The sequence below is a fragment of the Bradyrhizobium hereditatis genome (assembly GCF_020329435.1).
GTDB lineage: Bacteria > Pseudomonadota > Alphaproteobacteria > Rhizobiales > Xanthobacteraceae > Bradyrhizobium > Bradyrhizobium hereditatis.
In genome coordinates this window covers 496914-512075 of record NZ_JAGKJK010000002.1, presented here as the reverse complement: position 1 = coordinate 512075, position 15162 = coordinate 496914, and the positions used below count along the sequence as shown (strand labels likewise).

The 15162-nt window shown below is 62.8% G+C and carries 16 protein-coding genes; 8 read left to right on the top strand and 8 right to left on the bottom strand.

From position 1 onward, the window contains the following. Positions 1-26: 26 nt before the first annotated feature. A complete protein-coding gene (gene uvrC / locus J6524_RS07780) occupies positions 27-2096 on the bottom strand; it encodes an excinuclease ABC subunit UvrC (RefSeq protein ID WP_225669786.1) in 2070 nt (689 codons plus the stop codon). 230 nt (positions 2097-2326) lie between these two features. Here uvrC and J6524_RS07775 point away from each other — a divergent pair, with 230 nt between their 5' ends. Beyond that, positions 2327-2950, top strand: coding sequence for an outer membrane protein (locus tag J6524_RS07775; protein WP_225669785.1), 624 nt, complete (start codon positions 2327-2329; stop codon positions 2948-2950). A gap of 58 nt (positions 2951-3008) precedes the next feature. Continuing rightward, the gene (locus J6524_RS07770; protein ID WP_225669784.1) at positions 3009-3176 is read left to right on the top strand and encodes a hypothetical protein; all 168 of its coding nucleotides are present in this window, start codon (positions 3009-3011) and stop codon (positions 3174-3176) included. 165 nt (positions 3177-3341) lie between these two features. Here the strand turns inward: J6524_RS07770 and J6524_RS07765 are convergent, their stop codons facing one another. The 4 genes from J6524_RS07765 to J6524_RS07750 form a co-directional block, all read right to left on the bottom strand. After that, entirely contained in the window at positions 3342-3557 is a 216-nt protein-coding gene (locus J6524_RS07765) for a cold-shock protein (RefSeq protein ID WP_028350729.1), read from the bottom strand. Between the two features lie 263 nt (positions 3558-3820). Continuing rightward, positions 3821-4681, bottom strand: a complete 861-nt coding sequence (locus J6524_RS07760) for a 23S rRNA (adenine(2030)-N(6))-methyltransferase RlmJ (protein ID WP_225669783.1) — start codon at positions 4679-4681, stop codon at positions 3821-3823. 235 nt (positions 4682-4916) lie between these two features. Continuing rightward, the gene (locus J6524_RS07755; protein WP_225669782.1) at positions 4917-5597 is read right to left on the bottom strand and encodes a ribonuclease T2 family protein; all 681 of its coding nucleotides are present in this window, start codon (positions 5595-5597) and stop codon (positions 4917-4919) included. A 109-nt stretch (positions 5598-5706) separates the two neighbouring features. Continuing rightward, the gene (locus tag J6524_RS07750; RefSeq protein ID WP_225669781.1) at positions 5707-6168 is read right to left on the bottom strand and encodes a hypothetical protein; all 462 of its coding nucleotides are present in this window, start codon (positions 6166-6168) and stop codon (positions 5707-5709) included. Between the two features lie 166 nt (positions 6169-6334). On the opposite strand from J6524_RS07750, the gene J6524_RS07745 reads away from it, so the two are divergent. Next, entirely contained in the window at positions 6335-6640 is a 306-nt protein-coding gene (locus J6524_RS07745; RefSeq protein ID WP_225669780.1) for a hypothetical protein, read from the top strand. 124 nt (positions 6641-6764) lie between these two features. Then, entirely contained in the window at positions 6765-7307 is a 543-nt protein-coding gene (locus J6524_RS07740; protein WP_225669779.1) for a DUF3617 domain-containing protein, read from the top strand. Between the two features lie 46 nt (positions 7308-7353). On the opposite strand, the gene J6524_RS07735 is transcribed toward J6524_RS07740, so the two are convergent. Genes J6524_RS07735 through J6524_RS07725 form a run of 3 tightly spaced genes read right to left on the bottom strand, consistent with a single transcriptional unit; the run spans position 7354 to position 10038 of the window. Next, entirely contained in the window at positions 7354-8739 is a 1386-nt protein-coding gene (locus tag J6524_RS07735) for an ATP-binding protein (RefSeq protein WP_225669778.1), read from the bottom strand. Between the two features lie 7 nt (positions 8740-8746). Then, the gene (locus J6524_RS07730; protein ID WP_225669777.1) at positions 8747-9481 is read right to left on the bottom strand and encodes a response regulator; all 735 of its coding nucleotides are present in this window, start codon (positions 9479-9481) and stop codon (positions 8747-8749) included. Between the two features lie 2 nt (positions 9482-9483). Beyond that, positions 9484-10038, bottom strand: a complete 555-nt coding sequence (locus J6524_RS07725; RefSeq protein ID WP_225669776.1) for a MarR family winged helix-turn-helix transcriptional regulator — start codon at positions 10036-10038, stop codon at positions 9484-9486. 329 nt (positions 10039-10367) lie between these two features. Between J6524_RS07725 and J6524_RS07720 the strand changes: the two genes are divergently transcribed. From J6524_RS07720 to hisS, 4 genes are all read left to right on the top strand, one after another. Beyond that, on the top strand, positions 10368-11444 hold the full coding sequence (locus J6524_RS07720) for a branched-chain amino acid aminotransferase (protein WP_225669775.1): 1077 nt from the start codon (positions 10368-10370) through the stop codon (positions 11442-11444). 159 nt (positions 11445-11603) lie between these two features. After that, a complete protein-coding gene (locus tag J6524_RS07715) occupies positions 11604-12494 on the top strand; it encodes a branched-chain amino acid aminotransferase (RefSeq protein ID WP_225669774.1) in 891 nt (296 codons plus the stop codon). A gap of 372 nt (positions 12495-12866) precedes the next feature. Continuing rightward, positions 12867-13382, top strand: a complete 516-nt coding sequence (locus J6524_RS07710; protein ID WP_225669773.1) for a YegJ family protein — start codon at positions 12867-12869, stop codon at positions 13380-13382. Next, complete coding sequence (gene hisS / locus J6524_RS07705) at positions 13351-15120, top strand: histidine--tRNA ligase (RefSeq protein WP_376711985.1); 1770 nt, start codon at positions 13351-13353, stop codon at positions 15118-15120. Before J6524_RS07710 ends, hisS begins: the two co-directional genes overlap by 32 nt. Positions 15121-15162 lie beyond the last annotated feature (42 nt).

Here is a 15162-nt window from a genome sequence, read left to right as displayed (position 1 = left end):
GACATGCTTTCCGGCCCGAAGTCCCCTTAACCCGGCTGCGCATGGAAAAATTCGAAGATCTTGCGGGCGCTTTCCGCGCTAACGCCCGGAACCTTGCCAAGGTCCGCAATCGAAGCCCGCTCGATCTCCTTCAACGTTCCGAAGTGATGCAGCAAGGCACGTTTGCGTGACGGTCCGATGCCTGGAATTTCCTGCAGACCGGCTTCCCTGATGTCCTTTTTGCGCAGTTTGCGGTGCGAGCCGATCACGAAGCGATGCGCCTCGTCGCGCAGCCGCTGGATGAAATACAGCACGGGATCGCGCGGTTCGAGCTTGATGGCTTCGCGGTCCGGCATGAACAGGGTCTCCCGTCCGGCGTCGCGGTCCGGGCCCTTTGCCACGGCCATAAGGGAGACCTGGTCAAGTCCGAGCCCTTTAAAAATTTCCTTGACCGCGTTGAGCTGGCCGCGGCCGCCATCGATGATGACGAGGTCGGGCCATTGCGGAAACGAATCATCGTCGGCCTTCGACTTGGCGATGTCGCCCTCCGGCGGCTTCAGAAGGCGCTTGAAGCGCCGCTCCAGCACCTCGCGCATCATCGCGTAGTCGTCGCCGGGCGTCAGTCCCTCGGACTTGATGTTGAACTTGCGGTACTGGTTCTTGATGAAACCATCCGGCCCCGCCACGATCATCGCGCCCACGGCGTTGGTGCCCTGGATGTGGCTGTTGTCGTAGACCTCGATGCGCTTGGGCACCTGCGGCAACCCGAGCGTAGCGGCCATCGATTCCAGTAGCCGGCTCTGCGTCGCGGTGTCGGCGAGCTTGCGGCCGAGCGCCTCGCGCGCATTGGTCAGCGCGTGCGCGACCAATTCTTTTTTCTCGCCGCGCTTCGGCACGGACACTTCGACCTTGTAACCAGCCTTCACGCACAGCGCGTCGGCAAGCAGCGCCGATTCCTCGATCTCATGCGACAGCAGGATGAGTCTCGGCGGCGGCTTGTCGTCATAGAATTGCGCAAGGAACGAGGCCAGCACTTCCTCCGGCGTGAACGACTTCTCCGCGCGCGGGAAGTAGGCGCGGTTGCCCCAGTTCTGGCCAGTGCGGAAGAAGAACACCTCCACGCAGGAATAGCCGCCTTCCTGATGGATGGCGAACACGTCAGCCTCCTCCACGGTGCGCGGGTTGATGCCCTGTTGCGACTGGATTGCCGACAGCGCCGCGAGGCGGTCGCGATACAGCGCCGCGGTCTCGAACTCGAGTTGGTTCGACGCCTTTTCCATTTCGGCCGCGAGCAATTCCTTCACGGCGTGGCTGCGGCCGGACAGAAAGTCGGTCGCTTCGCGCACCAGTTCGGAATAGCCGGGAAAGTCGATCTCGCGGGTGCAGGGGCCCGAGCAGCGGCGGATCTGATAGAGCAGGCATGGCCGCGTGCGGCTTTCGAAGAAGCCGTCGGTGCAGGAGCGAATCAGGAAGGCGCGCTGGAGCGCCGTGATCGTGCGGTTGACCGCGCCGGCGGATGCGAACGGCCCGAAATACCGACCGGGCCTGGTTTGCGCGCCGCGATGTTTGAGGATTTGCGGCGCCCAGTGGTCGCCGGTGATCAGGATGTAGGGAAACGACTTGTCGTCGCGCAGTTGCACGTTGAAGCGCGGCCGCAGCTGCTTGATCAGGTTGGCTTCGAGCAGCAGCGCTTCGGTCTCGGTCGTGGTGGAGACGATCTCGACGGTCACCGTTGCCGCGATCATCCGCAGGATGCGCGCCGGAAGCGGAGCGTTGGCGCGGGCGTAGGACGCAAGCCGCTTGCGGACGCTTTTCGCCTTGCCGACATACAGCACGTCGCCTGCGGCGTTGAGCATGCGGTAGACGCCGGCCGAGGTCGGCGCGAGCCGCACCGCGTTTTCGATCGCCGCGTGGCCCACCGCCAGCGGTCCCTCGGCAATCGCCTCGGCTGGCTCCTCGGGCGCTTCCGGCAGGCGTGCCTCCTCGTCCTCCTCGGCGACTGATGTCGCAGGATCGACGTCGGCGGCGACGGGGAGGTCCTGTGGCGGCAAATCCGGCTGGGAACCCCGCCGCGCCTTGCGCGGGGGCTTTGGGTGGTCGGCAGAATCGTGATCCATGGGCCTAAATTAAGCGGTGCGCGGCAGCATCGCCAGCGTCCGCGACGCGCTCATTGGCCGGGGAGAAGGGCCCCCGGGGTAAACGTATTGTTAAGACTGATGAGCGGGCAGCAACCGGGCTTAGCAACCCTTTAACCTAAAACTCTCGATAAATCTTACCGAAAACGGTGGAGTTCCGTGACCAGCCAGCCTTGCCCGGCATGGTCGCGGTAGTTGCGTGGAGTTGCGTGATGAGCAGGTTCGTGGTGGCCGCGCTGGCCCTGAGCGCTGCAGGCTTGGCCACGGCGGCACGGGCGGCTGACTTCTATGGATCGGGCGCACCTTTAACCGGCAACAACACGCTGTTCCGTGCCGATAGCTGGGCCCGTCCCTATCTCGGCGTCAATCTCGGCTATGCCTGGGGCTCGGTCGCCAACAATCCAACCAAGCCATCCGGTTTCGTTGGCGGCGTTCAGGCCGGCTACAATTGGCAGAACGGATCGTTTGTGTTCGGTCTTGAAGGTGATATCCAGGCCACCGGCGTCGAAGAGACCTTCGCGCCGTGGAAATTCTCCAACCCGTGGTTTGGCACGGTACGCGGCCGGGCCGGCTATGCGTTCAACAATGTCATGTTCTTTGGCACCGGCGGTATCGCATTCGGCGAGCTGCGTGCCACCACCTTCGGCCTATCCGAATCGCACACCAATGCAGGCTGGACACTTGGCGCCGGCGCCGAAATGGGCCTTGATCGGAATTGGAGCGCCAAGATCGAATATCTCTATGTTGATCTCGCCAACAGCAACTTCGTCATTACAGGGGCGTCGAACGGTTACCGGTTCGGCCTGATCCGGGCCGGCTTGAACTATCGCTTCTGAGAACAAAGAAACTGCGGGCTATCACCTCCCGGCGGCAGCAAGCCGCCGGGATTTTTTTGTGGACCGGCGCCCGCGACAGAACGGTATCAAGCACACCGGACAGCCCGAGCTTGCCGCGCTCGGCGCCGCGCATCAGATGCCGAACTTCTCCGTCTGCTGGGAGCGCATGCAAAGCTATTTCGACACCGCGCCCGTTATGCGCCAAGACGAGGGAGACGGATACTAGCCGCGTTGATGCTATCAGCCCCTCCGAGATCGCGACGCGTTTCTTTCCAGAACGCTCCGGCACGGGGGCGGCATCTCATGCACGCTTCTACGATCTGAGCGGCATCGCCGCGCCAGTCAATTTTCTACAGGCAAAAATCAGTCCGCGTTCAGCGCGAGCGTTGGCTCACGATGAAATAACCAGGTTGACCGCCTTCGGACCCTTGCCCTTCTTGTCCGGTTCAACCTCGAACGTGATGCGCTGTCCTTCTGTCAAATCCTTCAATCCAGCCCGCTCGACGGCGGTGATGTGCACGAACACATCGCGGCCGCCATCATCGGGCTTGATGAAGCCGTAGCCGCGTTCTCCATTGAAGAACTTGACTGTTCCAGTCATGGCCATCGGGAAACTCCTCCCCCGTATTGCTCCGCCGCTATACATCTCGCATATCGGCTGACCGGACATTCGCTGCCGGAAGCTTGGCCACCTCAGCCGTCGGGTCACGTCGCCGATCAGCCTGGATTTTTATTCGGCCTTGATCACTCCGCCGCAACCATTCGCGGAAGCGGAACGTAAAGCCAGTCCCAATGGCCTGAGCATAATACGGTTTTGCGCCAATTGCCTACGGCGATTCGCAATATTCACCGGCTCGATTCACCGGCTCGTCAGGGCTTGGGCGTCTCCAGCCTGAACCGGCCGGCCCCGCCTTGGCCGAGGGGTTTTTCCAGTTCGGGTAGAATTATCTTCAGTTCACCCGCCAGCGTCCACGGCGGGTTGACGATCAAGAGGCCCGTGGAGGCGAGGGGACCGCCGGCCTCCTGCGGCGCGACGCTGAATTCGAGCCGCAGGCATTTCCCGGCCGGCCGGCTGGCGGCGACAGAGCCCGCGACAAGGCGCGCCAGCGTGTCGGTGGCGCGCCGGCTCTTCACCGGATACCAGATCAGATAGCTGCCGGTCGGCCATTTCGCATAGGCCTCGGCAAATGCGCCCGCCAGCCTTTCGAATTCGTCCTTCTGCTCAAACGAGGGATCGATCAGCACCAGTCCACGCCGCTCCTTGGGCGGCACGAAGGCCGGCAGCGCCGTCCAGCCGTCGAGATCGACCACCCGCGCCTGGCTGTCCCGGCGCAGCGCATCGATCAGTTGGCGGCGTGCACCCGGCTCGATTTCGCAGGCCGTGAGACGGTCCTGCGGCCGCAGCAGCGCACGGGCAATCAGCGGCGAGCCGGGATAGGCCTCAAGCTTGCCCGGTGCGTTGAAGGCCCTGATGATATCGAGATAAGGGGTCAGCAGCGGCAGCGCTTTTTCCGAAAACCGCGACTGCATCACCCGTGCAATGCCGGTCAGCCATTCGCCGCCGCGGCGTGCCTCCTCGGCGGTGAGGTCATAGCGCCCGGCGCCGGCATGGGTATCGATGACGCGAAATGCAGCCTGCTTTTCCTGTAGATAGGTCAGCATGCGCACCAGTACGATGTGCTTGATGACGTCGGCAAAACCGCCGGCGTGAAAGGCGTGTCGGTAATTCATGGCAGTCGGCTGACCAATCGGAGAAGACGTACTGTCTTCTACTCGTCAGGGCCGGGCTTGTCCTGCCCGCAAACGCTTCGGATACAAGGCCGATATGCCGAAGAATCCTTCGCGCGGAGGTGGGATCCGGCCATCCACGTGTCTTGCAGATGACGATAAAGACGTGGATGGCCGGGAACGCAGACAAGGCCGTCTGCGCAAGGGGGCGCCATGCTCGGCATGGCGGAATAGTTCGTCAGCTGCCGCGCACCGGCGGCATCACCACCTCGTCACGCCGGCAGGCGCGGCGGTCGACTTCGTCGCAGGCACGGAATTGCATGTCCTTGCTCATGCAGATCCGCACCTCGCTCAGGCGCCGGCTCGAGCAGGTCACTGAGATCGCTGAACTGCTGAGGCCCGGGTTGATCTTGATGAAAGCCGCTTCGAGATCGCCGGGCGCGATGGTCTTCTCTTCCGATAATTGCAAGAATTCCTCGGGAATCTTCACCGCCGCGCGCGCCTTGCGGATGTTCTCGAAATAGGCTCGGGCGCCAAGGCCCGAACAGGTGCCGTGCTTGTCCCACTCGTTGAAGATCAGGCCGGGCGCCGGCATGAGGTCCAGCATCGAGGTCATGATGTTGCGGTCGAGCCGCGGTGCCGGACGTTGGCAATATTCGGGAAAGCCACGCTCATATTGCGGCCACAGCCCATGGACCACGAACGAGTACGGACGGCTGCATTGGACCTGCGAGCGTCCGCTATTGCCGCGCTCGGCGGCAGCCTCGCAGAACGAGGGCGACCATGACAGCGCAAGGACGTAAAAATCGAACTCGCCTGGCGCGTTCTGCCGGCGGTCCTGCGCTTCCGCCATCCCGGCGGAAACGAGGACAAACGCCAGCGAAATCAGAAGCCGTGAAATGATATTGGATTGATGCATCGGACGCCCCTCTACTCAGCTACCGGGGAGCCTAGCAGGGAACCGGAACATTTCAAGAACAAAATTATTCCGCCGCGAGCGAGCGCATCTCAGCCGGCAAGAGGTGGAATCAGGGCCGTGCGGCCCGGCAGCCGGGGCCATAGGCCCAGTTGCGGTCGAGCCCGGTCACGCACCATTCGACGCCCTGGCCGAAGCCGGCAAAGCCGCCATCCTCGATGATCGAGTAGTGCACGGTGCGCATCTTGCCGTCGCTCAGCATCACATCGCCGCTGCAGTACCGGCGCGGGATGTTGTCGGACTGCCATGGCCGAAACGCGGTTTCATGGATCCGGCCAAAGCCGGTAATCACGAGCGTCGAATTCCAGAACTTGCCTTCCTTCTCCTGGAATTGATACGCGATAGTCGATAGCGCCCGCTCGCATTCGGCGACGCGGCCGTCGTAGCGCGGCCCGGACAGCCAGAAATTCAATTCCAGCGGATTGGCGGCCTGGGCGGCATGGCTGGAGACCAGCAGGGCGAGCGCCGCCGTCATCGGACCAAGAGCTCTCAAGGATGTGAACAGGTTGCGCATGGGAATCCGCCGGTAAGCCAACACACGGGACGGTGCCGCGAAGCCCTGACGAGGTCAAGTGCAGCGCGGCAACACCTGACGGCCAACTCCCGCCCTGTGCCGCAACCATTCTTTTCACGGCCATCGGCGCACACTATGGTGGACTTCAAGCGAAACGGAGTCTGCGATGCGAAGAATTGTGGCTGCGAGCCTGATTGCCATGGGCGGAATGCTGGCGGGTGCGCCGGCGCAGGCACAGTGGTGGGACATCGACACCGTGCCGGCGTTCAAGGGCAACGATACCGGTGGCATCATCGCCCATCCGCTCGCGATGCAGGCCGATGCCCGCCAGCTCGCCGTCGATCACTGCGCCCGATACGGCAAGGTGGTGAAATTCCTCGGCGTGCAGCCCAATTACGGCGGCTATGTTTCCTTTGCCTGCCGTTGGGTGCCCTATGGCGCCGCCGAGCGGCCGCTGCGCACGCTCTACTGAGGTCGGCCGCCAGACCGAGCGCGGCCCACCAGCTTTCCCCCGGCTGGACATGTTTTTGCCACGCCAAGCGTGTGTTCACTTCGCGCGCGCACGATAGCGTTGAAAAGTTCAGGGGAGCACACGCATGAGACGACTGCTTTTTTTGTCCTGGTCTGCCATGGGCCTGCTTGCCCTGTTGCCGGTCAGTGGCGCCGAGGCCGTGGAGCTGCCGGTTCGCAAGGCCGGTCTGTGGGAGATGAAGGTGGTAAGCACCGATTCGGCATCGCCCGATATGACGATGCAGCAATGCACCGATGAGACCACCGACAAGGACATGAGCACCGCCATGTCGCCCATGGCCAAGCAGATTTGCTCGAAGCAGGACATCCAGAAGACCGCGACCGGCTACGTCACCGATTCCGTCTGCGGCATGGCCGGCATCACGGTCAAGTCGCGTGCCGAAATCACTGGCGACTTCAATTCCGCCTACACCGTGAAATCGACCTCGAATAGCGAGGGCGGCATTGCCGGCGCTCCGCGCAATACCACGACGACGATCGAGGCCAAATGGATCGGCGCCTGCAAGGCCGACCAGAAGCCCGGCGACATCATGATGCCCGGCGGCATGAAGATGAACATCAAGGATATGGAAAAGCTGAAAGCGCTGATCCCGAAATCGGGGAAGTGACTCGCTTTACTGCGCTAAAGCCGCGCGCTGCGGGACGAGGGAGTTACTACACCGGCACCCTGACCGCAGCCCGCAATCCGCCCAACGGGCTGTCGCTGAGCGTGATGTCGCCGCCATGTGAGCGGGCGATGTCGCGGGCGATGGCGAGCCCCAGGCCCGTGCCACCCTCGTCCTGATTGCGGGCGTCGTCGAGCCGCAGGAACGGCTTGAACACTTCCTCGCGCATGTTGACGGGAATGCCGGGCCCGTCGTCGTCGACCGTTACCGTCAGGTAGCGATGATCGCGGTGGCCAGTGATGGCGACCGTCTTGGCATAGCGCGCGGCATTGGAGACGAGGTTGGCGATGCAGCGCTTGAACGAGGCTGGCTTCACCGTCACCACCGGCAGGCCGTGGAACGTCACCGTTGCAGTATGGCCGTGGCGTTCGGCATCGCTGCGCAACTCCTCCAGCGCCAGCGCCATGTCGGTCGGTTGCGCCACCTCGCCGCTGTCGCCGCGCGCGAAGGCGAGATAGGCCTCCAACATGCCAGACATTTCGTCGACATCCTTGCGCATGCCGTCGACTTCAGGACTGTCGCCGATTAGCGCGAGCTCGAGCTTGAAGCGGGTCAGGATTGTGCGCAGATCGTGGCTGACGCCAGCCAGCATCGCGGTGCGCTGATCGATCGAGCGCTCGACGCGCGCTTTCATCTCCAGAAACGCCTGTGCCGCCTGCCGCACCTCGCGCGCGCCGCGCGGCCGGAAGTTCGGCACCTCGCGGCCCTTGCCAAAACTTTCGGCGGCTTCCGCCAGCCGCAGGATCGGCCTGATCTGGTTGCGCAGGAACAACACCGCGACGATCAGCAGGATCGAGGAGGTACCGAGCATCCAGAAGATGAAAATTTCCGAATTGGAGGCGTAGGCTGCGCTGCGCTGCGCGAACACGCGCATCACGGCATCGTCGAGCTGGATGCGTATTTCAACCAGATTGGACTTGCCGACGGTGTCGATCCAGAACGGGCGGCCGATCTGACGGCCGAGTTGCACCGACAAGGTCTGATCGAGCAGCGAGAAGAACGGCTTTGGCCCGGGCTGCGGCATGTCGCCGACGGGAAGGAAATCGACCACGAGCTGTAGCCGCTGTCCGATGCGGCGGAGCTGCGCGCGATCCTTGTCCTGCGGAAAAGCCTTGTAGACATCGATCAGGCTGGCGATGTCCTGCACCACGGCCGCCGACAGGCGCCGCGTCACCGTATTCCAGTGCCGCTCCATGAACACGAACGCGACCACCGTCTGCAGGATCACCATCGGCACGATCATGATCAGCAGCGCCCGGGCATAGAGGCCGGTCGGCATCCAGCCTTTGAACGCGTTGCCCATCCAGCCATTGGCTTTGGAGACGCGTTGCGATGCATTGCGGATGAATGTCAGACCGGTATCGAGCGTGCTCATCAGTTGCTCAGGGCGACGCGACCAGGCGGTAGCCGATGCCGCGCACCGCCTGCAGGAACAGCGGATTGGCGGGATCCTGTTCGATCTTGCGGCGCAGGCGGTTGATCTGCACGTCGACGGCGCGCTCGTTGACCGTGCCGCCGCCGGTCAGCGCCGCGCGCGGCACGGTCTCGCCGGGGCAGGCGGAGAGAATGCGCAGCATTTCGCGCTCGCGATCGGTCAGGTGAATGATCTCTTCGCCCTGACGCAGCTCGCCGCGATCGAGATGAAAGATGTAGGGGCCGAACGCGATCTGCTCCAGTGCCTCGATCGGCGGCGGAGCGGACCGCTTGAGGATATTGCCGATGCGCAGGACCAGTTCGCGCGGCTCAAACGGTTTTGCGACGTAGTCGTCGGCGCCGATCTGCAGGCCTTCGATCCGCGCCTCCGCCTCATGGCGCGCCGTCAGCATGATGATCGGCACAGAGGATGAGGTGCGGATGAACCGCGCCAGATCGAAGCCGGTTTCGCCGGGCATCATGACGTCGAGGATCAGGAGATCGAAATGCAGGCCGAGCAGCTTTGCCCGCGCGTCGGTCGCGCTGGACGCTGTCGTGACGCGATAGCCCTCGCCGGACAGAAACCGCGACAACAGATCGCGGATGCGGCGATCGTCGTCGACCAGGAGCAGATGCGGGGCGTCGTCGGCCAGTTGCCGCGTCGCGCGCGCAGTGGCTGTCGCGATGGTTGCTCCTTGCGCCACGGTCACTCCCTCGGCTTCTTGCTGCCGGTCCCGAAGATCGCCTCTAAGACCTTGTCAGGATCGTCGCGATCGATCATCGCGCGCAGGAACTGGCTGATCGCCGCGACGCCTTCGGGATTGATGTCCCGCAGCGCACGGGTGATGCGGTCGGTCTGCAACCCTGCGAGCTTTGCCACCAACGCTTCGCCCTTCGCGGTGGCGTAAAGAAGGCGCTGCCGGCGGTCGTTATTGCCAGTCTTCTGGATGATGTAGCCCTCATCGAGCAACTGCTTCAGCACCCGCCCGAGCGACTGCTTGGTGATCCGCAGGACGTCCAGAAGGTCGGCGACCTTCAGGCCGGGGTAGCGGTAGACGAAATGCATCACTCGGTGATGCGCTCGGCCGAAGCCGAAAGCCTCGAGCTCTTGGTCCGCATCGCCGACGAAGTCGCGATAGGCGAAAAACAGGAGCTCGATAATGTCCCAGCGCATCTCGCCGGCGCGCGGGGCGGGGTAGGTGCCTGCGGCCCCCTGCGAATCAGGGTGGGCGGCGCTCCTTGAGAAATTTATGTCAGTCATGTTGACATATCTTGGGTTCAATGTTACAAAACTGCCGGCCACGACGAAACTTTAAGTCGCTTCGAACCGGGCCACGTGTCAGGCAGCCGGAAAAGCCATCGATGGCGGCAACGGCCCCAAATTGAACTACCGTGCGATTGTCGAGCGGCATTTCGGCAAACATACTGGACTTCGGCATTCCGCAAAAGCATGTCCTCACCCGACATGACGGCGATGGAAACCGGCCGCAGGGCCGGTGGTGGTGAAGTCCAGGCCTAACCAGCCGGCACGCCCTCGGGGGAGGGCCGGCGCCAGAAATCGCGCTTGGTGCGGCAGCGGGAAGCAGGGGAATGAGTTTGAATTTCGACATCCAGCCGACGGCTAGTCCAACTCCTGAGAAAGAGCGCGCGGCAAAGCTCGTGGACCCGGGCTTCGGCCGGATTTTCACCGATCACATGGCGATCATCCGCTACAACCAGGCCAAGGGCTGGCATGACGCGCGCGTCGAATCCCGTGCGAACTTCGCGCTCGATCCGGCCACCGCCGTGCTGCACTACGCGCAGGAGATTTTCGAGGGTCTCAAGGCCTACAAGCGCGACAACGGCGTCAACCTGTTCCGTCCCGACGCCAATGCCCGCCGTTTCCGCGCTTCGGCCGAGCGCATGGCCATGGCGCCCTTGCCCGAGGCGCTGTTCATCGAAGCGGTCGAGCAAGTCGTGCGCATCGACAGCGCCTGGATACCGGGCGGCGAGGGCAGCCTTTACATGCGGCCCTTCATGATCGCGAACGAGGTATTTCTCGGCGTCAAACCGTCAGCCGAATACATTTTTGCCGTGATCGCTTCTCCGGTCGGCTCCTATTTCAAGGGCGGCCCGGCGCCAGTGACAATCTGGGTGTCGGAGAATTATACGCGCGCCGCGATCGGCGGCACCGGCGCGGTCAAGTGCGGCGGCAATTACGCGGCGAGCCTGCGCGCGCAGGCCGAGGCTATCGAGCACGGCTGCGATCAGGTTGTCTTCCTCGATGCAATCGAGCGCCGGTATATCGAGGAGCTCGGCGGCATGAACGTCTTCTTCGTGTTCGACGACGGCTCTCTGCTGACGCCGCCGCTCGGAACAATCCTGCCGGGTATCACCCGCGATTCGATCATTGCGCTGGCCAGGGATGCCGGCACGGTCGTGCGCGAGGAGCCCTACACGATCGATCAGTGGCGCAAGGATGCCGCCAGTGGAAAGCTGAAAGAGGCGTTTGCCTGCGGCACCGCGGCCGTCATCTCGCCGATCGGCAAAGTGTGCTCCGCGAGCGGTGACTTCCAGATCAGCGGCGGCGTGGCCGGCCCTGTCGCCATGGGGCTGCGCAAGAAGTTGGTCGACATCCAGTACGGTCGCGCGGAGGACCCGCACGGCTGGATCCGAAAGGTCATGTGACCGGCGGCGGATGCATTCCGCCGCTCCATAACAAGCACATTGCTTAAACCCGAACGCGGGGCTGTTGCCGCGCGTCGCGCCGACGCGCGCGCCTATGGGCTGCAGATTGATCAGGGAGTTTCAGGCGCGAATTTGATGCGCCCAATCGGGAGAGAAGCCATGGGAATTTCGTTCGACAAGATCGATGGCGTCATCTGGTACGACGGCAGGCTAGTGCCGTGGGCCGACGCTAACGTCCACGTTCTCACCCATGGCCTGCACTATGCGAGCTGCGTGTTCGAAGGCGAGCGCGCCTATGGCGGCAAGGTGTTCAAGAGCACGGAGCATTCCGAGCGGTTAAAGATATCCGCCAACATTCTCGATTTCGAGATTCCCTATTCCGTGGCCGAGATCGATGCTGCCAAGCAGCTCGTGATCGACAAGAACAATCTGCCCGACGCCTATCTGCGTCCGATCGCCTGGCGCGGTTCGGAGATGATGGGCGTCTCGGCGCCGAGTAACACCATCCATCTCGCCATCGCCGCGTGGAACTGGCCGAGCTACTTTGATCCGGCCGAGAAGCTGAAGGGCATCCGCATGTGCATGGCCGAATACCGGCGGCCTGATCCGGCGACAATTCCAGCGTTGGCGAAGGCGTCAGGCCTCTACATGATCTGCACCATCTCCAAGCACAAGTCGGAGCGCCAGGGCTATGCTGACGCGTTGATGCTGGACTGGCAGGGCCGTGTCGCCGAATGCACTGGCGCCAACATCTTTTTCATCAAGGACGGCAAGATCCACACCCCGATCGCCGACTGCTTCCTCGCCGGCATCACCCGCGCCACCGCGATCGATCTCGCGCAGCGCCGCGGCATCGAGGTGATCGAGCGCCGCATCATGCCGGAGGAGCTTCCCGGATTCACCGAGTGCTTCATCACCGGCACCGCGGCGGAAGTGACGCCGGTCTCCGAGATCGCGGAGTGGAAGTTCACGCCCGGTGTGATTTCCGAGCAGTTGATGGCCGATTACACCGCGGAGGTGCAGCCGAAGGGGAAAGCGGCTGCGGCGTAAGACAGGCACGCTCTCTCATTTCCGCGCGATTGAAAAGGTTATCGTGCGTTCGTCTGACGGCGGAGCAAGCGGCACCCCTCTCCCCCAACCCTCCCCCGCAAGGTCCCCGCAAGGGGGGAGGGAGCCCTCTCGCTAATGCGTCCCTAACCCGGTGTTGAGAGGCAACTGTGAGCAAATGTGAGGTGAGCACACTGATAAGGCTCCCTCCCCCCTTGCGGGGAGGGTTGGGGAGAGGGGTAAGCCGCGCACTCGAACGAAGAGATCGAGCCATTGCGCGCCGCGCGTGCAACTGCAGGACCTATGAACTCACTACCAACTCACCGCGACCAATCCGCAGATCGTGAATAGCCCCTGCCTGGTGAAGTGATGACAATGACCTCGACCCGCTCAAAGGTTTCCAAAAGCATCGTCCTGGCCGCGGCCGCGACGATCTTCGCGATGCTCGGCGTGCCCAAGTCGGAGCTCAGGGCGCAAGATCGCTCCCCGATCGTCGACATCAACTCCGGCAATCCGGAAATGAATGCCGCGATCGCCAAGGCGCGGGCCACGCCCACGTTCTGGGCGTCCTACGAAGCGCCGAAATCGTCGGAGACCGGTCACTCCCTCAAGGTGCGCTTTCCGACGCCACGGAATAGTGGCGAGCACATCTGGATGGCCGATGTGAAAAAGATCGCGGACGGCCGCTATTCGGGAAAGTTCGCCAATACGCCGCGTGATCTCCCTGACAAGAAGGCGGGCGAAGTGGCCGAGTTCAAGGAGGCCGACATCTCGGACTGGATGTTCTTACGCAACGGCAAGATCGTCGGCGGCGAGACCATCCGGCCGATGCTCAAATTGTTGCCGAAGCCCGACGCTGATGCACTTCGCGCGCGGCTGGAGACCCCATAAGGGAATCTGGCTGGTCGGCCGCCCGGTTTGGCTAGCCGCCTCGGAGCTAAAACCGGCTTTCCCGACGCGGCACTTGCTGCTACCAACGCCGCCCATGGCTGAAAAACCCAAAAAACCCCAGAAACTCAAAGCCCGGCTGCCGCGCGGGCTGGAAGATCGCGGGCCCGCCGCGATCGCGGCCACGCGCCAGATGGTCGAGAAAATCCGCGAAGTCTATGAGCGCTACGGCTTCGAGCCGGTGGAAACCCCGGCGATGGAGTTCACCGACGCGCTCGGCAAATTCCTGCCCGATCAAGACCGGCCGAACGAGGGCGTATTCTCGTTCCAGGACGATGACGAGCAGTGGATCTCGCTGCGCTACGACCTGACCGCGCCGCTCGCGCGCTATGTCGCGGAAAATTTCGACGCGCTGCCGAAGCCGTATCGCAGCTACCGAGCGGGCTACGTCTACCGTAACGAAAAGCCGGGCCCCGGCCGCTTCCGCCAGTTCATGCAGTTTGATGCGGATACCGTAGGCTCGGCTTCGCCAGCGGCGGATGCGGAGATGTGCATGATGGCCGCCGACACGATGGAAGCGCTCGGCATTCCCCGCGGCAGCTATGTCGTGAAGGTGAATAACCGTAAAATCCTTGATGGCGTCTTGGAGGACTGCGGTCTCAAAGGAGCCGAGCATGCGGTCCGTCGCCTGACGGTCTTGCGAGCCATCGATAAGTTGGACCGCCTCGGCGAAGCTGGCGTCCGTGACCTATTGGGTCCGGGACGCAAAGATGAAAGCGGCGATTTCACCCGCGGTGCTGGTTTGAATGAACCACAGATCGACGCCGTACTTAGCTGCATCAAGGACTATGTTGCTACTGGTGAAGCTTGGTCCCTAGCAGACCTTAGGGATGCCAAGAATTTCGATACCGATCAGACGGCTTCTCGTCGCGCACTCAAGGGCGGGCGTTTGTCAGACGAACTCACTGACGACCGTTATCCTGGGCGCTATTTCAACAACGCGTCCGTTCTGGATAGCCTCGAAACGACCGCCGCAAGCGATGCAGGCCGCGAGGGACTCAACGAGCTAAGGAGCATAATGGAGATATGCGCGGCTGCAGGTTACGGCAGCAGACGCATTCGCATCGACCCCTCCGTCGTGCGCGGCCTCGAATACTACACCGGCCCCGTCTACGAGGTCGAACTCCTGCTCGACACCAAGGACGAAAAGGGCCGCCCCGTGCGCTTCGGTTCGGTCGGCGGCGGTGGCCGTTACGACGGCCTCGTCTCGCGTTTCCGCGGCGAGCCGGTGCCGGCGACAGGATTTTCGATCGGCGTGTCGCGTTTGCAGGCGGCGCTGACGATGCTCGGCAAAATTGACACGCGCCCCGATTTCGGTCCCGTTGTGGTCACCGTGTTCGATCGCGATCGCATCTCCGACTACCAGAAGATGGTTGCGGAGCTCCGCAACGCGAACATCCGCGCCGAGCTCTATCTCGGCAACCCCAAGAGCATGGGCAACCAGCTCAAATATGCCGACCGTCGTAATTCACCTTGCGTGATCATCCAGGGGTCGGATGAAAAAGCGCGCGGCGAGATTCAGATCAAGGACCTGATCGAAGGTGCGAAAGCCGCGGCCGCCATCGCTTCCAATCAAGAATGGCGCGAGACGCGACCCGCGCAGTTTTCCTGCGCCGAGAGAGAGATCGTCACAAAGGTGCGCGAGGTACTCGCGCGACATGACGTGAAGTGGGTTAGCTGATTTCGTCATGCGCGGGCTTGACCCGCGTATCCATCTCCAAAA

What these genes read in the sequence shown, in the direction of transcription:
- uvrC (WP_225669786.1), bottom strand. Translation starts at nt 2,096, where the DNA reads ATGGATCACGATTCTGCCGACCACCCAAAGCCCCCGCGCAAGGCGCGG.
- J6524_RS07775 (WP_225669785.1), top strand. Translation starts at nt 2,327, where the DNA reads ATGAGCAGGTTCGTGGTGGCCGCGCTGGCCCTGAGCGCTGCAGGCTTG.
- J6524_RS07765 (WP_028350729.1), bottom strand. Translation starts at nt 3,557, where the DNA reads ATGGCCATGACTGGAACAGTCAAGTTCTTCAATGGAGAACGCGGCTAC.
- J6524_RS07760 (WP_225669783.1), bottom strand. Translation starts at nt 4,681, where the DNA reads ATGAATTACCGACACGCCTTTCACGCCGGCGGTTTTGCCGACGTCATC.
- J6524_RS07755 (WP_225669782.1), bottom strand. Translation starts at nt 5,597, where the DNA reads ATGCATCAATCCAATATCATTTCACGGCTTCTGATTTCGCTGGCGTTT.
- J6524_RS07750 (WP_225669781.1), bottom strand. Translation starts at nt 6,168, where the DNA reads ATGCGCAACCTGTTCACATCCTTGAGAGCTCTTGGTCCGATGACGGCG.
- J6524_RS07745 (WP_225669780.1), top strand. Translation starts at nt 6,335, where the DNA reads ATGCGAAGAATTGTGGCTGCGAGCCTGATTGCCATGGGCGGAATGCTG.
- J6524_RS07740 (WP_225669779.1), top strand. Translation starts at nt 6,765, where the DNA reads ATGAGACGACTGCTTTTTTTGTCCTGGTCTGCCATGGGCCTGCTTGCC.
- J6524_RS07735 (WP_225669778.1), bottom strand. Translation starts at nt 8,739, where the DNA reads ATGAGCACGCTCGATACCGGTCTGACATTCATCCGCAATGCATCGCAA.
- J6524_RS07725 (WP_225669776.1), bottom strand. Translation starts at nt 10,038, where the DNA reads ATGACTGACATAAATTTCTCAAGGAGCGCCGCCCACCCTGATTCGCAG.
- J6524_RS07720 (WP_225669775.1), top strand. Translation starts at nt 10,368, where the DNA reads ATGAGTTTGAATTTCGACATCCAGCCGACGGCTAGTCCAACTCCTGAG.
- J6524_RS07715 (WP_225669774.1), top strand. Translation starts at nt 11,604, where the DNA reads ATGGGAATTTCGTTCGACAAGATCGATGGCGTCATCTGGTACGACGGC.
- J6524_RS07710 (WP_225669773.1), top strand. Translation starts at nt 12,867, where the DNA reads ATGACCTCGACCCGCTCAAAGGTTTCCAAAAGCATCGTCCTGGCCGCG.
- hisS (WP_376711985.1), top strand. Translation starts at nt 13,351, where the DNA reads ATGCACTTCGCGCGCGGCTGGAGACCCCATAAGGGAATCTGGCTGGTC.